Raw genomic sequence first — 17243 nt, forward strand, 5'->3', positions numbered from 1 at the left:
CGCCGGCTCACCCCTGTTCAGGAGCAGTTGTGTCCCACCATGTCTTCCGGCGCGCCGGCGTGCTCGCCGCGACCGTCGCCGCCACCGGTCTGCTCGGCGCCGGTCTCGCGTCCGCGCACGTGTCCGCCAACGTCTACGGCGACCAGCCGGCCAAGGGCGGCTACGGCACGATCTTCTTCCGCGTTCCCAACGAGGACGCGAAGCTCGGCACGATCAAGCTCGAGATCGACGTCAAACCGGACTACGGCATCGGCAACATCCGCACCAAGCCGATCCCCGGCTGGACCGCCGAGGTCACCAAGTCGAAGCTGCCGCAGCCGGTGACCACCGCGTCCGGCACGAAGATCACCGAGGCGGTCACGAAGATCGTCTGGACCGCGCAGCCGGGCACCAAGATCGGCACCACCGAATTCCAGGAGTTCGAGATCAGCGGCGGCCCGCTGCCGTCCACTGTGGACCAGCTCGAGTTCCCGGCGATCCAGACGTACGAGGGTGGCAAAGTGGTGGACTGGAACCAGCCCACCCCGCCCAGCGGCGAGGAGCCGGAGCACCCGGCCCCGACCGTCAAGCTCGCCGCCAAGTCCTCGGAGCACGGCGGCGGCCACGCGCAGACCACCGCGGCCGAGGAGAACGCCGAAGCCGCGTCGTCCTCGGACAACACGGCACGCTGGCTCGGCGGGGCCGGCCTCGTGGTCGGCGCGCTCGGACTCGGCGTCGGCGCGGGCGCGGTGCTGCGTTCCCGCCGCCCAGCAGGAAAGACCGAAGGAACGAAGTAATGCGTAAAGCGCTTCTCGCGCTGGCGATTTCCGGGGTGGCCCTGCTCGGCACGGCCACCCCGGCGCTGGCGCACAACGTGCTGATCAACTCCGACCCGGCCAGCGGCGCGTCGCTCGCCAAGGGCCCGGCGAAGGTCACGCTCACGTTCGACCAGTACGTGCAGAACGCCGACGTCAACCAGATCGCGGTGACCGGACCGGACGGCAGCCAGTGGGCCGAGGGCCCGGTGACGGTGGAGAACAACGTGCTCAGCGCGCCGCTGCGGCCGCTCGGCCCGGCGGGCAAGTACACCGTCGGCTACCGGGTCCTCTCCGCCGACGGGCATCCGGTGTCCGGCGAGATCCCGTTCACCCTCACCACCGCGGGCACCGGCACCCCGGCCAAGGGCGACGCGGCCAAGGCGGCCGGTGCTCCGGCCCAGTCCGCTCCGGCGGAGTCCTCGTCGTCGAGCGGCGTGCCGATCTGGGTGTGGATCGCCGGTGCGGTGGTGCTGCTCGCGATCGGCCTCACCGTCGCGCTGCGCACCGGACGCGACCCCGGATCGGACAAGGCGGACCAGTGACGCGAGCCGAGACCACCTCCGCCGTCCGCTGGGCCACGCTCGCCTGCGTGGTCGTGGCGGGACTGCTGGGCGCGCTGATCGGCATCGCGCTCACCGCGTCCTCGCCCATTCCGGGCGTGGTGGAACCCAGCGAGGTGGTCTCGGCGGCCATCCCGGTCGTGCGGGTGCTGCTGGATCTGGCGGCGGTCGCGACGATCGGGCTGGCCCTGCTGTCCGTGCTGGTCGGCTACGACCGGCCGAAGCTCACCGAACCGGTGCTGCGCCGGGCGCGTCCCGCCGCCGTCGCCGCCGCGCTGATCTGGGCGGCGACCGCGGTGGTCGCGCTGATCCTGCAGACCGCGGAGTACAAACCGGGCAAGCGGATGCTGACCGCGGGCGACATCGGCGGCTACATCGCCGACGTCGGCGCGGGCAAGGCGCTAGTGATCGTGGCGGTGCTCGCGCTGCTGCACGCCGTGCTCGGGTTCGTCGCGCTGCGCAAGGGCGAGAAGGTGCCCGCCGAGGTGCGCGTGGGCCTGGGCATGTTCGCGCTGCTGCCGCTGCCGGTCACCGGCCACGCGTCGAACTGGGCTTATCACGACTACACGATGATCTCGATGGAGTTGCACGTGATGAGCGCGGTCGCCTGGTGCGGCGGCCTCGGCGCGATGATCGTGCTGCTCGCGGCCAACCGGACGCTGCTCGCGCACGCGCTGCCGAGGTTTTCGAAACTGGCGACGCTGTGCCTGGCGCTGTCGGCGGCGACCGGTCTGTTCAACGGCATCGTGGAAATCCTGGCCAACCCGACGATCGGGTTCTGGGCGGGCGTCTTCACCACGCCGTACGGCCAGCTGATGGTGCTGAAGGTGCTGTGCACCGGCGCGATCGCGCTGCTGGCCGCCAACGTGCGGTGGCGGCTGATGCCGCGCATCGTGCGGCACCAGCGCACGGCGCTCGCTTCGTGGGCCACGCTGGAGCTGACCGTGATGGGGCTCGCCTTCGGGTTCGCCGTGGTGCTCACCCGGGCCCCGGTCGCGGTGTCCTGACCGGCCGAGGTCACGGCGGGTAGCCGCAACTTGCACAATGGGACTAGCAGTACGCCGACTGGGGCGATCTGCCGGACCGAATTATCGCTGCGCAGCGATACCTAGTGAGCCATCGACGGAATGCGGCGAACGGTCATCTGCAGTCGGCGAATGCACGTGCAGAATCCCGCTCAACGGTATCTCGTCCACGCGGTGGCCGTCCGGCCAGCGCGCAGGTCCGCCAACCGGCGGCGCAGTTCAGCCCGTACCGGCGGATGACTGCGCAGGATCGGCAGCACGCTCGTCGTCAGCTTCAGCTCCCGCACCGCGCGAAGCACCGAAAACCCTGCCCAGGATGTCACATCGAAGCCGTAAGCCGACGCGAACTCCGCATATCGGGCAGGCGGGTCACCGAATCGTTCCCGGCCGACGGCGAGCGGCGTCAAATCCCATTCCGGCGGGCCGACGCAGGAGGAATCGAAATCGCACAGCACCGGGCCGTCCGGACCGGGCAGCACATTTCCCGGATGCGCGTCGCCGTGCACGAATCCCCTGGCCAGCGGGAAATCCAGGGTGTCGAGCCGGTCCCGCACCTCGGCGCAGCGCTCCAGCAGGAACCGCCGGTCGGCGTCGGTGAGTTCCTCCGCGTCGGCGACCCGGGCCTCGATCGAACGCAACGGTTCCCAGGCGGGCAGGCCTTCCGGCGGGGGCAGCGCGTGCACCCGGCGCAGCAGCCCGGCGAGGTCGGCGGGCGTCGGCGGCGGCCCGGAGAACGGCACCAGATCCCACACGGTGACCAGATGTCCTAGCACGTCAAGCGGTTGCTCGACCCCGGACAGCAGCCGGACCGCGGGCACGTCGTGCCGGGCGAAATGCTCGGCGACGCGCACGACCGTGCCGACCCGGTGGCGCAGCCTGGTGGAGCCGACGATCCGCACGACGACCGGTGCCCCGTTCAGCGCATACACCGCGTTGTTGGTGAACCGCAGCAGCCGCGCGCCCGCCGGATCGAGGCCGAGCCGAGCGCAGACAGCCGCCAGCACCCGGCGCAGTTTCGCAGGGGTGAACCTGCCTTCGGGCAAGGCGAATCCGGTCGGCTCAGGCCGCGTAGAAGATCTTGAGCCGGTCGGCGAGGTCACGGGCGTCGGGGTTGTTGCTCCGCCGCTCGGCCTCCGCCTGCAGCGGCCGCATCCGGTCCTTGACTCGCGCGGACTTGATGCTTTCCGCGCATTCAATGGCCTTGCCGCCGATCTTCACGCCGTGGTCGATATCGCCTTCGAGCAGGTGATTCGTGGCGAGCGCGCTGAGCATGAACGCCTTGCTGCGCGCCATGTCGTCGGTGTAGGCGTCGACCGCGCGGCTCAGCGCCGGGATCGCGTACTTCGTGTGCTCGGGGTTCTTCATCGCCAGCACGGTGTGCACGGTGCCGGTCATCGCGTAGACGTCGGTCTCGTTGAAGAACTTGACCCACGATTCGGCCTTGGCCAGGTCGGCGCGGGCGAATTCGTCCTTGCACCGGCCGAGCAGCTTCACCGACTGCTCCTCGTTGCCCATCATCGCGTAGGCCCACGCCTCGTTGGCGCAGAGCACGGCGACGGCCAGCTCGGAACCGGATTCCTGCGCGGCGATCTGGCCCAGCTGGAACAGCTTGAGCGCGTCGTTCGCGGCGTCCTGGTGCAGGTAGACCCGGCCCATCCGGTACAGCACGTTCGCCACCAGATGGTGGTCGCCGCCCTGTTTGGCCAGGTCGAGCGCCTGCGCGAAATGGCCGCGGGCGGAGTCCATCAGACCGGTGTCGAACGACGTCCATCCGGCGAGGCTGTGCAGGTCGGCGATCGCGGTGTACAGCCGGTTCTTCACCTGCTCGGCGGCGCTGGCGTCGAGCATCTGCTGTCCCCAGGACAGCTGGGCGACCACGGCGTCGCGGCAGAACCCGCCGCCGTACTGGTAATCGAGCGCGCGCAACGCTCTGGTCGCCGCCTCCACCTGGCGCACGTCGGTCGTGCCGATGCGCCCGGGGGCGGGAGTGCGCGCGGGCGCCTCCGACCACGTGCCTGATTCCGGACCGAACACCGCCGCACCCATCGTGACCTGGGCGGCGTGCGCGAGGAACCTCCGTCGCTTCACGGACTCGTCCTCCTCAGCCTGCCGGCCGTCGGACGCGCCGACGACCCGTATCGCCGTGGTCTCGTCATAGGCGAGACCCATGTATCCACGGGGGACACCCAGGCCGTCGGCGATTCTCGTGAGCACGTCGTAGGCCATGACCTGGCGACCCTTGAGGATCTCCGACACCTCGGACTGCGACTGGCCGGTCATCGCGGCGATCTGGCGCTGCGATACTCCGTGTTTGCGCAACAGCCGGTACACGGCACTGACCTCGCGGGCGGCGAGCGCCTCCCGCATCTCGGGCTGTTCCCAGGCGTCGGCCGGGACCGGACTGCCTGACCGGGCGTCTGCGTGAGAGACTCCGGAACCACTGCCAGCACTGGCATCCATTGCCATTGCGCCCCCTCACCGTCTCCTGGGCGTCTGATCAGCACCCTAAGCACCCGCGAGAACCTTGTGAAACGCGCGGACGCACGCGTTGATCGGCAGGGCCGAACTCCGGCGACCGCTTACCGTGGAACGCGGTCCGGTCACCGCTATGACGCGGTTTCGACCTTCTCTCGCCCCCGGTTTCACTTCACTGTAGTTGCCAGATCTCCGTCACCGCCCGGACACCCGCGGCGATCACGGAGAGCGATGGACCCGACGACACAGATCTGCCGGCACGGACGCCTCCGCGAGGTGCACCGGCCGGGACGAGAAAGCGTGGAGGGACAGTGGAGTTCGTGGAATCGCTCGGTGGAGGACAAGCCGGGACCGCGGTGCGGTCCGTTCGGCCCGCACCGGGAATCGCCACGGCACGCCAGGTGCCGCCTACTGTCGCTTCCGCCGTCGCCGCTTCGGTCTCCGCCGACCCGCGTACCGCGGGCGTGCGGCATTTCGAGGGCGGCCAGGTCGTGTGGCGCGTGCAGTGCGGAGATCTCATCAGCCGCGAGCGCGCTGTCACCGTGTTCGTCGAGGACGACGAGGTCGTCGTGGTTTCGCCTCCCGGGGAGACCGCCCGCCTCACGTCCGGCCAGCTCGGCCAGCTCCGGGCCGCGCTCAACGAAGCCGCCACTATGGCGGAAAGGTGACGGTGAGTTTCTCCATGGATCAGGTTCTCGGCCAGGTTCTCCGCAACGCCGTGTGGGAGCGCCTCGACATGCTGTCCGACCTGGCGGAACGCGCCGACGCCCCGTCGCTGGTCTCGGTCGCCCGCTCGGAACTGCCCCGGCTCGCCGAGGGCTGGCGCGCGATGCTGCGGGCGCACGAGCCCGACGAGCGCGGCGACTGCCCCACCTGCTCGACGCGCTGGCACCGCTGCAAGGCCCCGTGCTCGGTGTGGCAGGTGGCGCACGAGCACCTGGTCGCCGGAGGCCTGGCCCCGCAGGCGCTGACCGGGAGCGCCGGGCACCGGCCGACCCGCCGCCGCGCCGCGGTTCCGGCGCTTCCCGGGCAGAACCGGCGCGCCGAATCACCCGCCGAGACCACCGGCAGGCACGCCTTGGTGAAGCCGCGTCCGGTCAGCGCCTGACCTTTCGGGTGGGGTGCTTCCGGGCGGAGCACCCCACCCGAGACCGACTGGCGAGCGCGCGACCTCCGGAAGCCCCAACCGGTCCGGTCGCCCGGCATCCTCGCCCGGCCGAGGGCTGGTCCGTCCGTCCCCCCGAGCGCGACGGGCCGCCCTCGGCCACCCCTCAGACTTAACGCGATTAATCGAAAAATGTCCGGCAGAACACCTAGCGGACGCAGTAATCGGACGCTAGGTTGAAGATCATCGCACCGGCCGCCCCGCGCCGGTCGCGACCCGAGAACTCCGCGGGCCGGTGCCGTTGCACTCCCCTCCCCCGACCGGCACCGGCCCGCGGTTCCACTTCCCTGGCCCGCCGGGTGCTCCGAGATTCGGAGCACCCGGCGGGTTTTGGCGTGTTTGCCGCGGTTCGGGCACCCGCGGGCACTGCCGGGGTAATTCCGTGCAACGCCCCGGCGAACGTTTCGGACCGGTCGGTAACCTGCTCCGGGGGCCGTGCGTGCGAATTCGGCTGCGCGCCCAAGAGATCGTGGTGAGCGCGGAGAAAGGCCGGACATGTCGAATCCTTTGGTGGCCGAAAAGAAGGACTCGACCTCGGCGATCTCCGGCATCACGATCCTCGAGGCCGGGAAGGGCCTGAAGGACGGCATCGAGTCCGGCGACTGGGCCGCGACGGTGATGGGCGCGGTCGGGGTCGGCATGGAAGCGCTCGCCGCGGTGATGGACCCGTTCGGCGCGATCCTCGCCGCGGGCGTCGGCTGGCTGATCGAGCACGTCGGGCCGCTCAAGGAAGCGCTGGACAAACTGGCCGGGGACCCGGACCAGGTCCACGCGTACTCCGAGACCTGGAAGAACGTGTCCAAAGAGGTCAGTTCCGTCGCACAGGATCTGGCCGCACAGGTCAAAAAGGACATCGAGTCCTGGGAGGGCGAGAGCGCCGACGCCTACCGCAAACAGGCCGAGGAAGTCGCCAAAACCCTCGAAGGCGCCGCGCAAGCCTGCGAGGGCGCGGCCAGCGGGGTGAAGACCGCCGGCGACGTCGTCGGCGCGGTGCGGATGCTCGTGCGCGACATCATCGCCCAGGTCGTGGCGCACCTGATCTCGTGGGCGCTGCAAGTGCTGTTCACCCTCGGCATCGGTATGGTCTGGGTGGTGCCGCAGGTGGTCAACCTGGTGGCCAAGACCGCCAAGCAGATCGCCGAACTGGTCAAGAACCTCACCAAGGCGCTCAAGGAACTCGGCAAACTGCTCACCAAGGCACGCGGCCTGTTCGACGATGTCGCCAAGTCGATGAAGGGCATCAAGGCCGGCGGCAAGGACGCGCCGCACCAGCCGAAGGACATCAAGACCTCCGGCGGCGGCGAGAAAGCGCCGCCGGTCAAGGACGATTCCACCCACACTTCCGGCGCCCACGACGGTCCGGGGGAACACCGGGGCGGCGCGAACCACGAGCCGCCACCGCGGGAAACCCCGAAAGACGAGGGCAACGGCGGATCCGGCGGCGAGGCGGGCAAGAACGACCGCGGCGGGAACGAGCGCTCCGATCCGGCCAAGGACAAGGACAAGGACAAAACCGAAGCGGCCAACGCGAAGAACGAGGGCGACTCCGATCCGCCCTGCCTGACCGACCCGGTCGTCATCTCCAGCGGCGAGGTGCTCGTCGAGGACTACGACCTCGATCTGCCGGAACTGCTGGTGCGGCGGACGCATCGCTCGTCGTACCGCTCCGGGCGCTGGTTCGGCTCGACGTGGGCGTCCACTGTGGACCAACGACTGGAGTACGGCGAGGAATACCTCCGGTACTACGGGCCGGAAGGCGTCATCCTCTACTACCCGATGCCCGCCGGGGACGAGCCGGTGCTGCCGATCGAGGGAGCGCGCTGGCCGCTGACCCGACACGCTGACGGCAGCTGCACCATCGAGCAGGTGCGTCCGGATCGGACGATGCGGTTTTCCGGCGAGGGCAAGACTTTGCCGCTGCGTTCGATCGAAGACGCCGACGGTTCGCGGACCGAACTGTCCTATGCGGACAATGGCGTTCCCGCGCTGCTCACGCATTCCAGCGGGCTCCAGGTCGGCTTCCGCACCGACGGACACCGCATCACCGAACTGCGGATGATCGGGGCCGGCCCGGCTCCGGACGTCGTGGTGCGCGGCTACCGCTACAACTATCAAGGCCGCCTTTCCGAGGTCGTCAATTCCTCGGGAACGGCGAAGCGCTACACCTACGACCCGGACGGCCGGGTCACGAGCTGGGAAGACCGCAATGGCGTCGTCTACCGCTACATCTACGACGCCGAAGGCCGTTGCGTGCGTACCGAAGGCGCGCAAGGCTTCTACAGCGGCGCCTTCGAGTACCACCCCGCCGCGCGGATCACCCGGTTCACCGACTCGCTCGGCCACGTCTCGGAGTACGAGTACAACGCGGAGGGCCGTCCGGTCCGGGAGACCGACCCGCTGGGCAACGTGACGCTCTCCGAATGGGACCGCTACGGCAATCTGCTCCGCCGGGTCGACCCGCTCGGCCGGGTCACCGAGTACACCTACGCCGAGGACGGCACGCCGCTCGCCATCGCCCGTCCCGACGGCAGCCTCGCCGAACTGGAGCACGACGGCGCCGAACTGGTCGCGATCACGGTGCACGGCAACGGAAAGACCTGGCAGCGCCGGTACGACCAGCCCGCCGGACCCGAGCTGCCCGGCTTCCCGGTCGAATTCGAGGCCGAGGCCTCCGACGAGGAGCTGGACCAGTTCGGCCGGCCGCGTTCGGCGCCCGAGGTCGGCGGCGGACGGACGCAGCTGGGCTGGACGGTCGACGGCAAACCCGCCTCGCGGATCGGGGTACGCCGCGAGCGCGCCATGTGGCGATACGACCGCGAGGGCAACGAGATCGAGCACGTCGACGAACTCGGCCGGGTGACCCGGCGCGAGTACGGCCCGTTCGACGTGGTCACCGCGGTCGTGGACCCGTCCGGCGCGCGCACCAGCTACACCTACGACACCGAGCTCCGGCTCACGTCGGTGACCGATCCGCTGAACCGCACCTGGACCTACACCTACGACCCGCTCGGCAGGCTGGTCGCGCAGACCGATTTCGACGGCCGGACCCGGACGTATGCCTACGACGCGGCCGGGCAGACCGTCCGGGTGACCGAGCCCGACGGTTCGGTCACCGAGAACGAGTACGACCTGCTCGGCAACCGGGTCGAGATCCGCGGTCCGCACCGCACCGTGCGCTACGCCTACGACCCGGTCGGCAACGTCGTGCGGGTGGAGTCCGCGGACTCGGTGGTGGAGTTCGACCGCGATCTGTACGGCCGGGTCGTGCGCGAGGCGATCGACGGCGTCGAGGTGCACTTCTCGTACGACGAGCAGGGCCGCACCATCCGCCGTCGCACGCCGTCCGGCGCGGAGAGCGTCTGGACCTTCGATGAAGAAGACCGGCCGGTTTCGCTGACCACCGCGGGACACACCGTGCGGTACCGGCTGGACGACGAGGGCCGCGTGCTCGCCCGCGACACCGACGGGGTCAGCACCCTGCAGCAGGCGTTCGGCCCTCGCGGCCTGATCACCGCGCAGCAGGTTTCCCGTGGAACAACGCCGGTGCAGCGCCGCGGTCTCGAGTACTACGCGGACGGCAGTCTCGCCGCGGTGCAGGACAGCCTGTCCGGGAAAACCGCTTTCACCCGGGACCCGGCCGGCCGCGTGGTCGCGGTGTCCTCCCCGGCGGGCCGGGAGGAGCTGCGCTACAACCCGGCCGGCGAGCTGACCGCCTGGTCGGGCAGCCCGGGCCTGTCGTCGGACTACGACTCCCTCGGCCGCCGGATCCGGCACCGCGAGGTGCATCCCGGTGGCGTGCGGGTGTGGGAGTACGCCTGGACCGGCGATCTGCTGACCGGCCTGCGCACGCCGGACGGCATCCAGTGGCGCTACCGGTACGACCCGCTCGGCCGCCGGATCGCCAAGGAACGGCTGCTGGCCGACGGCTCCGTCGCGGAATCGACCCGGTTCGTGTGGGACGGCTTCGTGCTCATCGAACAGGAGCACACCGACCCGGCCGGAGTGCGCCGGACGACCACCTGGGAGCGCCGTCCGGGCACCGACGAGCCGGTCACCCAGCTCGAACGGGGTCCCGGCGGCGACCGGTTCGCGTCCGTCGTCACCGACGCCATCGGCACGCCGACCGACCTGATCGACGAGCACGGCGGGCTCGCCTGGAGCGCGCGCCGAACGCTGTGGGGCCGGGTCCAGCCCGGCGGCATCCCGCTGCAGTTCCCCGGCCAGTACGCGGACGCCGAATCCGGTTTGCACTACAACGTTTTCCGCTACTACGACCCGGCCGCCGCGCGCTACCTCAGCCAGGACCCGCTGGGGCTGGAGGGCGGGCCGAACCCGGTCGCCTACGTTCCCGACCCGTTCGCCGCCTACGACCCGCTCGGCCTCGAGGGCTGCGGCAAAGGCAAGGGCAAAGGCAAAGCCGCCGACCCGCCGCCCGCGGATTCGACGGCCAAGCACAACGCCGACAACGGCGGCGGGAGCACCAAATCCGCCTCGACCGACAAGGGCAAAGGCAAGGGCAAGCGCAAGCGCGACGACAGCGACGACGGTTCCGCCGGCAAGGGAGACGCGAAGAAAAAGAAGGACGACGTCTGGGACCGGATGGCGTGGAACTCCGACGCCAAGAACGCGCGCAAGAACCAGACCGGCGACAAGAACGATCCGTTCCACAAGGCCGGAAGCGACGTGGCGCAGCGGCACATCATCTCGTTCCAGAAAATGCGGGACGGGCTGAAGAACTGGGTGCACGAGCAGCCGGTCGACAAGCAAAGCGCGCTGACCAAGAAATACGGCGAGGACGAGCTGCCGAAGCTGCACAACCAGCCGAAGAACCTGCCACTCGGCCCGCAGCACACCAACGCGGGCATCGGCGGCGTCTCGACCCGGATCGGCAACATCGAGGACGGCATCGCGGGCAAGATCAAGGTCGGCAAGAACGACAAGATCACGACCGAGGACGCCAAGTGGCCGAGTGAATCGCTGGACAAGAGCGGCGGGTACAAGCACAAGGACCACCCGGACCTCGACAAGAACTGGCGCCCGATCGGCCAGCAGGCGGACCGCATCACCGATCCCAAGGAGATGAACCGGGCCACCCGGGACATCGGCGACAGCGCGGACTTCGACTGGCCCGGCGGCAAGAAGGAAGAATTCGAGAAGTGGCACAAGTCCTTCCTCGAATTCACCGACCTCAAGGAAAACCCGAAGAACTACACGGAAAAAGACGTCGACGACATCATCAAGCGGTTCCACGAGCTGCCCCCGCCGTCCGGGCGGCATCCCACGATCGACGAATACAACAAGGCCCCGGACGGCCACCCGTACCGGTTCGACGACAAGGGCAAGCCGGTCGACATCGACTCCGACCCGCACCAGGACTGGAAGCGCCCGGACCAGCCGCTGGACGGCAACCAGATGCGCACCGAATGGGGCAACCGGAACGAGCAGGGCGTCGGGCCGACCAAGAAGGACTGGGCCGACCTCGAAAACGGGAAGTACGACCCGAAGGAGTGGAGCGACCCCGAAAAGAAGAAGTACCTGGACGGGGTCGGCGAGCCCAGCAAGCAGGACATCAAGGACGCCGCCGCGGAGGCGAAAGCCAAGTCCGACAAGATGGCGGAGGACGCGAGGAAGAACCGCGGCTGGTGATCGCCGGAAGCCCGGTGCGGGTCCGCGCCGGGCTCCGCGGCAGTCAGGCGGTTTCCTCCGCGTCGCGAGCGGCGAACACCTCGCGCGCGGCGAAGGTGGCGTTGAGCGCGCGGGGGAAACCTGCGTAGACCACCGAGTGCATGAGCGCCTCGGTGATTTCCTCGCGGCTGAGCCCGACGTTCAGCGCCGCGCCGACGTGCACCTTGAGCTGCGGTTCACAGCCGCCGAGCGCGGTCAGCACGCCGAGGGTGACCAGCTGACGGCTGCGCGGGTCGAGGCCGGGCCGGTCGTACATGTCGCCGAAGGCGAACGCGGCCACGTGGTGTCCGAGCGCGGGATTGATGTCGGCGAGGGAATCGATGACGGCTTCGCCCTGGTGACCGTCGATGCGGGACAGCACCTCGAGTCCGTGCTTGCGGCGGGCGAGGTTTTCCGGGCTGTCGATGTCGTGCTGGGTCACGGGAGGGGGCCTTCCTGGTAAGTGGCGATCTTGTATTCGGTGGCGGCGAGGGAAAGCTGCAGCTGGGCGATCTGCGCGCGCAGGGTGTCGCGGTGCTCCAGGAGCATTTCCCGCCGTTCGGGCACGGTGTCCTCGCCGGAATCGACCAGCTCGAGGTAGCGGCGCAGGTCGCTGATCGACATGCCGGACACCCGCATCCGCGTCAGGAACACCAGCCGGCGGACCGCCGCCGCGTCGTAAACCCGGTGCCCGGCGCTGTCCCGGGCGACCTGGACCAGCCCGATCCGCTCGTAGTACCGCAGCGTGTGCGGGTTGAGCCCGAGGTGTCGCGCGGTGGTGGCGATGTCCCACTCGTCCGCGTCGTCGTCCCGGGCCAGTTCCCGCAGCGCTTCGACCGACACCGTGCCCGGCGGGTCGACCGCCAGCCGCAGCGCCTCGATCAGCGCGTCTTCCTTCTCCATGCCGAAGACGCTAAGCCTGTGAGCGCGCTCAAACGCAAGCGCTAACCCACCGACCGCACGCGCGTCACTAAAACCCCGGCCAGCAGGGTCGCCGCCGCGGACGCCGCGAACAGCCCCGGATACCCGCCGAGCCACTGCAGGATCAACGTCGTGAGCAGCGGCGCGACCACCTGCGGCAGCGAGTTCGCGATGTTGACCACGCCGAGGTCCTTGGCCCGGTTCTGCGCCGCGGGCAGCACCTGCGTGAGCATCGCCAGCGCCACCGCCATGTACGTGCCGAATCCGACTCCCAGCAGCGGCGACGCCACCAGGGCCACCGGCCAGCTCTGCCAGATCACCAGCAGCAGCGCGGCCAGCGCCATGATCGCCGCCGAGCCGAGGACGTACGGCTTGCGTTTGCCGGACTTGTCCGAGAAATGCCCGGCCAGCACCGCGCCGATCACCAGCGCCACGCCGTACAGCCCCATCATGATCAGCAGGCCGCTGTCCGGATCCGGGTAATGCACCGCGTCCTTGAGGAAGAACAGCAGGTAGAGCGTGCCGAACGCGTTGCCGAGGTTGATCATGAAGTGGCAGCCCCACGCCCACGCGAAGTCCGGGTGCCGCCGCGGCGAGACCCACAGGTCGGCGAGGATTTCGCGGATCCGGCCGCTGGGCCGGAACTCGACCGGCAGCCGCGCGTCCGGCGTGCGCAGCACGAACGCCGCCGCGCCGGCCAGGACGATCGCGGCGCAGACCGCGTAGCCGAGCGGCAGTCCGGCGAGGTCGAGCATCACCACGACCACCACCGCGCCGAGCACGGTGCCGAGCATCTGCGCGATCCCGACCAGTCCGCCGACCTGCGCGCGCTGCCCGACCGGAACCCGGTCGGCGATGCCGGACATCAGGGTCGCGAGCATGCCGTTGAGCCCGGCCTGCACGAGACACCAGCCGATCGTCATCACGACCACGTTCGGGGCCTCGGCCAGCACCAGCAGCCCGGCCGCGCCGATCGCGCCGCCGGCGATCGTCCACGGATGCCGCCTGCCGAACCGCGAGCAGGTGCGGTCCGATGCCAGCCCGATCGCCGGGTTCGCGATGAGCGCGACGGCCGCGCCGATCCCGGTCACGATGCCGAAGACGGTTTCCTTGTGCGCGGCGTCGAGCAGTTCGGCCTGCTGGGGTAGCAAAACCTGGATCGGCGCGTAAACGCCCAGCCACAGCGCGATGTTCGCGAGGAACAGCAGCGTCATCCACCCGGCGCGGACGCGCTTGACCGGTTCGGCGAAGACGTCCGGGACAGCAGCGGCGGTGTCACTCATGGCGGACCAGCTTCCGGTACCAGGCGAAGGAATCCTTGGGAGTACGGCGTTGCGTTTCGTAGTCCACGTGCACGAGCCCGAAGCGCGGCGCGTAGCCCTTGGACCATTCGAAGTTGTCCAGCAGCGACCAGACGAAGTATCCGCGCACGTCCACGCCGGCATCCATGGCTTCGCGCAGTGCCCGCAGGTGGCTGTCGAGGAATTCGATCCGCTCGGGGTCGGGCACGCTGCCGTCGGCGGCGGGTTCGTCGGCGAAACTGCAGCCGTTTTCGGTGATCTGGATGGGCGGCAGGTGTTCGCGGTAGCGCTCGTGGAAGGACACCAGCAGTTCGCGCAGCGCCTGCGGAACGATCGGCGAATCGTTGGTGGTCCTCGGATAACCCTCGATCGGGCGCAATTCGAACGGGAGCGGGTTGCCCTCGCCGGGAGCGGTCACGCCTTGGGGTTCGTAGTAGTTGACGCCGTAGAAGTCGAGCGGCTGCGCGATGGTGGCCAGGTCGTCGGCGAAGTTCTCCGGCAGATGCGGGTGCACCTGTTCGGGGTAGCTGCCGAGCAGCATCGGGTCGGCGAAGGTGCGGTTGATCAACGCGTCGAGCCAGTCGGCGGCTTCGCGGTCGGCGGGGGTGTCGTCCTCCGGCCAGATCGGCGAGTGGTTGTTCGCGGTGCCGATGCCGGTCGCGCCCGCCGCGCGCAGCGCCTGCACGGCCAGGCCGTGCGCGAGATTCTGGTGGTGTGCGGTGGGAAGCGCGTCGAGCAGCAGGAACTGGCCGGGTGCGTACTCGCCGATGCCGTAGCCGTAGATCGACATGACCATCGGCTCGTTGAGCGGAATCCAGAGTTTCGCCCGATCGGCGAAATGCTCCCCCACGATCGTGGCGTATTCGGCGAAGCGGAACGCGGTGTCGCGGGAGAGCCAGCCGCCCGCGTCCTCGATCGCCTGCGGGGTGTCCCAGTGGTACAGCGTGATCGCCGGGGCGATTCCGGCCGCGCAGACCTCGTCGATCAGCTTGTCGTAGAAGGCAAGTCCCTCCGCGTTGGGCTTGCCGGAGCCGTCCGGCTGGATCCGCGGCCACGCGATGGACATCCGGTAGGCGCCGACGCCGAGTTCCGCCATCAAGGCGATGTCCTCGGAGTAGCGGTGGTAGTGGTCAGCCGCTACCTTGGCGTCCTCGCCCCGGGCGATCTTGCCTTCGGCGGCGGTGAACGTGTCCCAGATGGACGGTCCGCGACCGCCCTCGGCCGTCGCCCCCTCGATCTGGAACGCCGAGGTCGAGACACCCCACAGGAAGCCGGGCGGGAAGGTCGGATGGTCCACGCTGAGCACCCCTTGCCTTCGGACACCCTTCCGGGTGAACGTGAAAAGTTCTCATATGTTAGGTCGTCACTCGTCTCGGGGGAAGCCCCGCGGGGCGCTAAAGTCCCAGATCAGATGAGTGAATCGCGAGAGACTCCGAGGAACGACGTGGCCGAGACCCAGGCTGAACCCACTCCGCTGCGGCGAAAGCCGGTTCAGCAACGCAGCGCCCGGCGGGTGGAACAGATGCTGGACGCGAGCGCCGAGCTGATCGACGAGCTGGGCTACGACGCGCTCACCACCACGCTCATCGCCAAACGCGCGGGCGTCGCGGTCGGGTCGCTGTACCAGTTCTTCCCGGACAAACGCGCGGTCGTGCAGGCGCTGACGCAGCGGAATCTGGAACGGTTCGTCGCCGCGGTGAACGAGCGGCTGCAGGAGCTGAGCCCCGAGCACTGGTGGAACATCGTCGACTCGGTGCTGGACATCTACCTGCGGATGCACCGCGAGGTGCCGGGGTTTTCGAAGGTCCACTTCGGAGACGTGATCGACGTCCGGCTGCTGGCCGACGACCGCGACAACAACTCGGTCATCGCGGATTCCCTGGTCGAAATCCTGCGCGGGCACGTCGACCAGCCCGCCGACGAACTCCGGTTCGCCATCGCGATCGCCAACGAGACGGCGGACGCGCTGCTGAAACTCGCCTTCCGCCGCGATCCGAACGGCGACGAGCGGATCGTCGCCGAGGCCAAGCACGTGGTGAAGGGGTATCTGGCGAGCAAATTCGGCGACTGAACGGGGGCCCGCGCTCAGCCGAAGTTCCGCCCCTCGCCGCGGTAAGTCGGGACCGTTCGCTCCACCTGGCTCCCGCGGACGAGGTGGTAGGCCAGGAACCGTTCGGCCAGTTCCCCGGCTTTCGCGTGCCGCAGCCAGACCCGGTCGCCGAGCCGGAGCGTCCGCGCGGCCTCGCCGGTCACCGGCGTCTGCACCTCGCCGGCGCCTTCGAAACCCAGCAGCCGCAAGCCTTCCGGCAGGTACGGCGACGGTTCGCGCGACGGACCGGTCGGGCCGGAGGCGATGTATCCGCCGGAGTACAGCGTCGCGACGTTCTTCGCCGGACGGCGCACCACCGGCAGCGCGAACAACGCGGCCGGGCGCGGCTGGAAGTGCGAATAGCCGTCGAACAGCGTCGGCGCGAGCAGTCCGGAACCGGCGGCGATCTCGGTGACCACGTCCTCCGCGCCGGTGGTCTCGATGCTCCCGGTGCCGCCGCCGTTGACGAACTCCAGGTCAGCGACCTCGCGCACGGCCCGCACCGCGGCGCCGCGGCGACGGGCGAGTTCCGCCGCGGAACGGCGTTGCATCCAGCCGACCACCCGGTTCTGCAGGCCTTTTCCGGCGGCGTCGCCGAGCCCGGCGATCTGGCCCTCGTACGCCATCATCCCGACGAGCCGGAAGCCCGGCCGCGTCACGATCCGGCGGGCGAGCGCGACCGCTTGCGCCGGCTTGAACACCGGCGAACGCCGGGTGCCGACGTGCACGCCGGGCAGCGGACGCCAGGACGCGTCGAGTTCGAGGCACACGCGGACGTCCGGGTGGCCGTGACCGAGCGCAGCGTCGACGAGGTCGAGGTGCTCGGTCGAATCGACCATGATCGTGACTGCCGCGCGAGCGCGTTCGCTCGCCGCCAGGCGGCGGAGCGCTTCGTGGTCCGCGGTCGGGTACGCGACTACGATGTCGTTGGAAGTGCCCAGCTCAGCGTGCCAAACGGCCTCGGCGAGCGAGTAGCACATCAAGCCTTCGAAGCCATCGCGTGCGAGCACTCGCTCCAGCAGCGCACGGCAGCGCACGGACTTGCTGACCACCCGGATCGGCTTGCCCGCGGCCCGGCGCAGCAGGTCGTCGGCGTTGGCGTCGAAGGCGTCCAGGTCGACGATCGCGAGCGGCGGATCCAGGTCCTTCGTCGCGAGGTCGTACCCGTGCGCTGAGGTGGTCACGGCACTTACGGTACGACAACAAGGCTTGAAACGCGAATACTATTCACTTACGGTTTCGGCAT

At 69.5% G+C, this 17243-nt stretch carries 14 protein-coding genes; 7 read left to right on the forward strand and 7 right to left on the reverse strand.

The genetic code is table 11. From position 1 onward, the window contains the following. Window positions 1-29: 29 nt before the first annotated feature. Genes F9C12_RS23260 through F9C12_RS23270 form a run of 3 tightly spaced genes read left to right on the forward strand, consistent with a single transcriptional unit; the run spans window position 30 to window position 2364 of the window. Window positions 30-776: a YcnI family protein gene (locus F9C12_RS23260; protein ID WP_409461841.1), complete on the forward strand. Its 747-nt coding sequence runs from the start codon at window positions 30-32 to the stop codon at window positions 774-776. Next, on the forward strand, window positions 776-1339 hold the full coding sequence (locus F9C12_RS23265) for a copper resistance protein CopC (RefSeq protein ID WP_409183973.1): 564 nt from the start codon (window positions 776-778) through the stop codon (window positions 1337-1339). Before F9C12_RS23260 ends, F9C12_RS23265 begins: the two co-directional genes overlap by 1 nt. Beyond that, the gene (locus tag F9C12_RS23270) at window positions 1336-2364 is read left to right on the forward strand and encodes a copper resistance D family protein (RefSeq protein ID WP_409461842.1); all 1029 of its coding nucleotides are present in this window, start codon (window positions 1336-1338) and stop codon (window positions 2362-2364) included. Before F9C12_RS23265 ends, F9C12_RS23270 begins: the two co-directional genes overlap by 4 nt. Window positions 2365-2534: 170 nt before the next feature. Here F9C12_RS23270 and F9C12_RS23275 read toward each other — a convergent pair whose 3' ends face one another. Next, window positions 2535-3425: a phosphotransferase enzyme family protein gene (locus F9C12_RS23275; RefSeq protein WP_409461843.1), complete on the reverse strand. Its 891-nt coding sequence runs from the start codon at window positions 3423-3425 to the stop codon at window positions 2535-2537. A gap of 16 nt (window positions 3426-3441) precedes the next feature. Continuing rightward, complete coding sequence (locus F9C12_RS23280) at window positions 3442-4749, reverse strand: tetratricopeptide repeat protein (protein WP_409183976.1); 1308 nt, start codon at window positions 4747-4749, stop codon at window positions 3442-3444. Between the two features lie 419 nt (window positions 4750-5168). On the opposite strand from F9C12_RS23280, the gene F9C12_RS23285 reads away from it, so the two are divergent. The 3 genes from F9C12_RS23285 to F9C12_RS23295 all read left to right on the forward strand — a co-directional run bounded on the left by F9C12_RS23285 (window position 5169) and on the right by F9C12_RS23295 (window position 11668). After that, window positions 5169-5525 carry a hypothetical protein gene (locus tag F9C12_RS23285; protein WP_409183977.1) on the forward strand — a complete coding sequence of 119 codons (357 nt, stop codon included), beginning with the start codon at window positions 5169-5171 and terminating at the stop codon, window positions 5523-5525. 14 nt (window positions 5526-5539) lie between these two features. Next, the gene (locus tag F9C12_RS23290) at window positions 5540-5965 is read left to right on the forward strand and encodes a hypothetical protein (protein WP_409183978.1); all 426 of its coding nucleotides are present in this window, start codon (window positions 5540-5542) and stop codon (window positions 5963-5965) included. Between the two features lie 552 nt (window positions 5966-6517). Beyond that, a complete protein-coding gene (locus F9C12_RS23295; RefSeq protein WP_409461844.1) occupies window positions 6518-11668 on the forward strand; it encodes an RHS repeat-associated core domain-containing protein in 5151 nt (1716 codons plus the stop codon). A gap of 43 nt (window positions 11669-11711) precedes the next feature. Here F9C12_RS23295 and F9C12_RS23300 read toward each other — a convergent pair whose 3' ends face one another. Genes F9C12_RS23300 through F9C12_RS23315 form a run of 4 tightly spaced genes read right to left on the reverse strand, consistent with a single transcriptional unit; the run spans window position 11712 to window position 15205 of the window. After that, window positions 11712-12128 carry a carboxymuconolactone decarboxylase family protein gene (locus tag F9C12_RS23300; protein ID WP_409461845.1) on the reverse strand — a complete coding sequence of 139 codons (417 nt, stop codon included), beginning with the start codon at window positions 12126-12128 and terminating at the stop codon, window positions 11712-11714. Continuing rightward, window positions 12125-12589, reverse strand: a complete 465-nt coding sequence (locus F9C12_RS23305; protein ID WP_409461846.1) for a MerR family transcriptional regulator — start codon at window positions 12587-12589, stop codon at window positions 12125-12127. The genes F9C12_RS23300 and F9C12_RS23305 overlap by 4 nt, the downstream gene beginning before the upstream one ends. Before the next feature lie 41 nt (window positions 12590-12630). Then, window positions 12631-13890 (reverse strand): MFS transporter, encoded by a 1260-nt coding sequence (locus tag F9C12_RS23310; RefSeq protein WP_409183982.1) that lies wholly within the window; start codon window positions 13888-13890, stop codon window positions 12631-12633. Then, window positions 13883-15205 carry a GH1 family beta-glucosidase gene (locus tag F9C12_RS23315; protein ID WP_409461847.1) on the reverse strand — a complete coding sequence of 441 codons (1323 nt, stop codon included), beginning with the start codon at window positions 15203-15205 and terminating at the stop codon, window positions 13883-13885. Before F9C12_RS23315 ends, F9C12_RS23310 begins: the two co-directional genes overlap by 8 nt. 114 nt (window positions 15206-15319) lie before the next feature. Here F9C12_RS23315 and F9C12_RS23320 point away from each other — a divergent pair, with 114 nt between their 5' ends. Beyond that, window positions 15320-15979 carry a TetR/AcrR family transcriptional regulator gene (locus F9C12_RS23320; RefSeq protein WP_409183984.1) on the forward strand — a complete coding sequence of 220 codons (660 nt, stop codon included), beginning with the start codon at window positions 15320-15322 and terminating at the stop codon, window positions 15977-15979. A gap of 14 nt (window positions 15980-15993) precedes the next feature. Here F9C12_RS23320 and F9C12_RS23325 read toward each other — a convergent pair whose 3' ends face one another. Continuing rightward, window positions 15994-17181: an amino acid deaminase/aldolase gene (locus F9C12_RS23325; protein WP_409461848.1), complete on the reverse strand. Its 1188-nt coding sequence runs from the start codon at window positions 17179-17181 to the stop codon at window positions 15994-15996. Window positions 17182-17243: the final 62 nt, after the last annotated feature.

Source organism: Amycolatopsis sp. GA6-003 (assembly GCF_046267895.1).
Lineage (GTDB): Bacteria > Actinomycetota > Actinomycetes > Mycobacteriales > Pseudonocardiaceae > Amycolatopsis.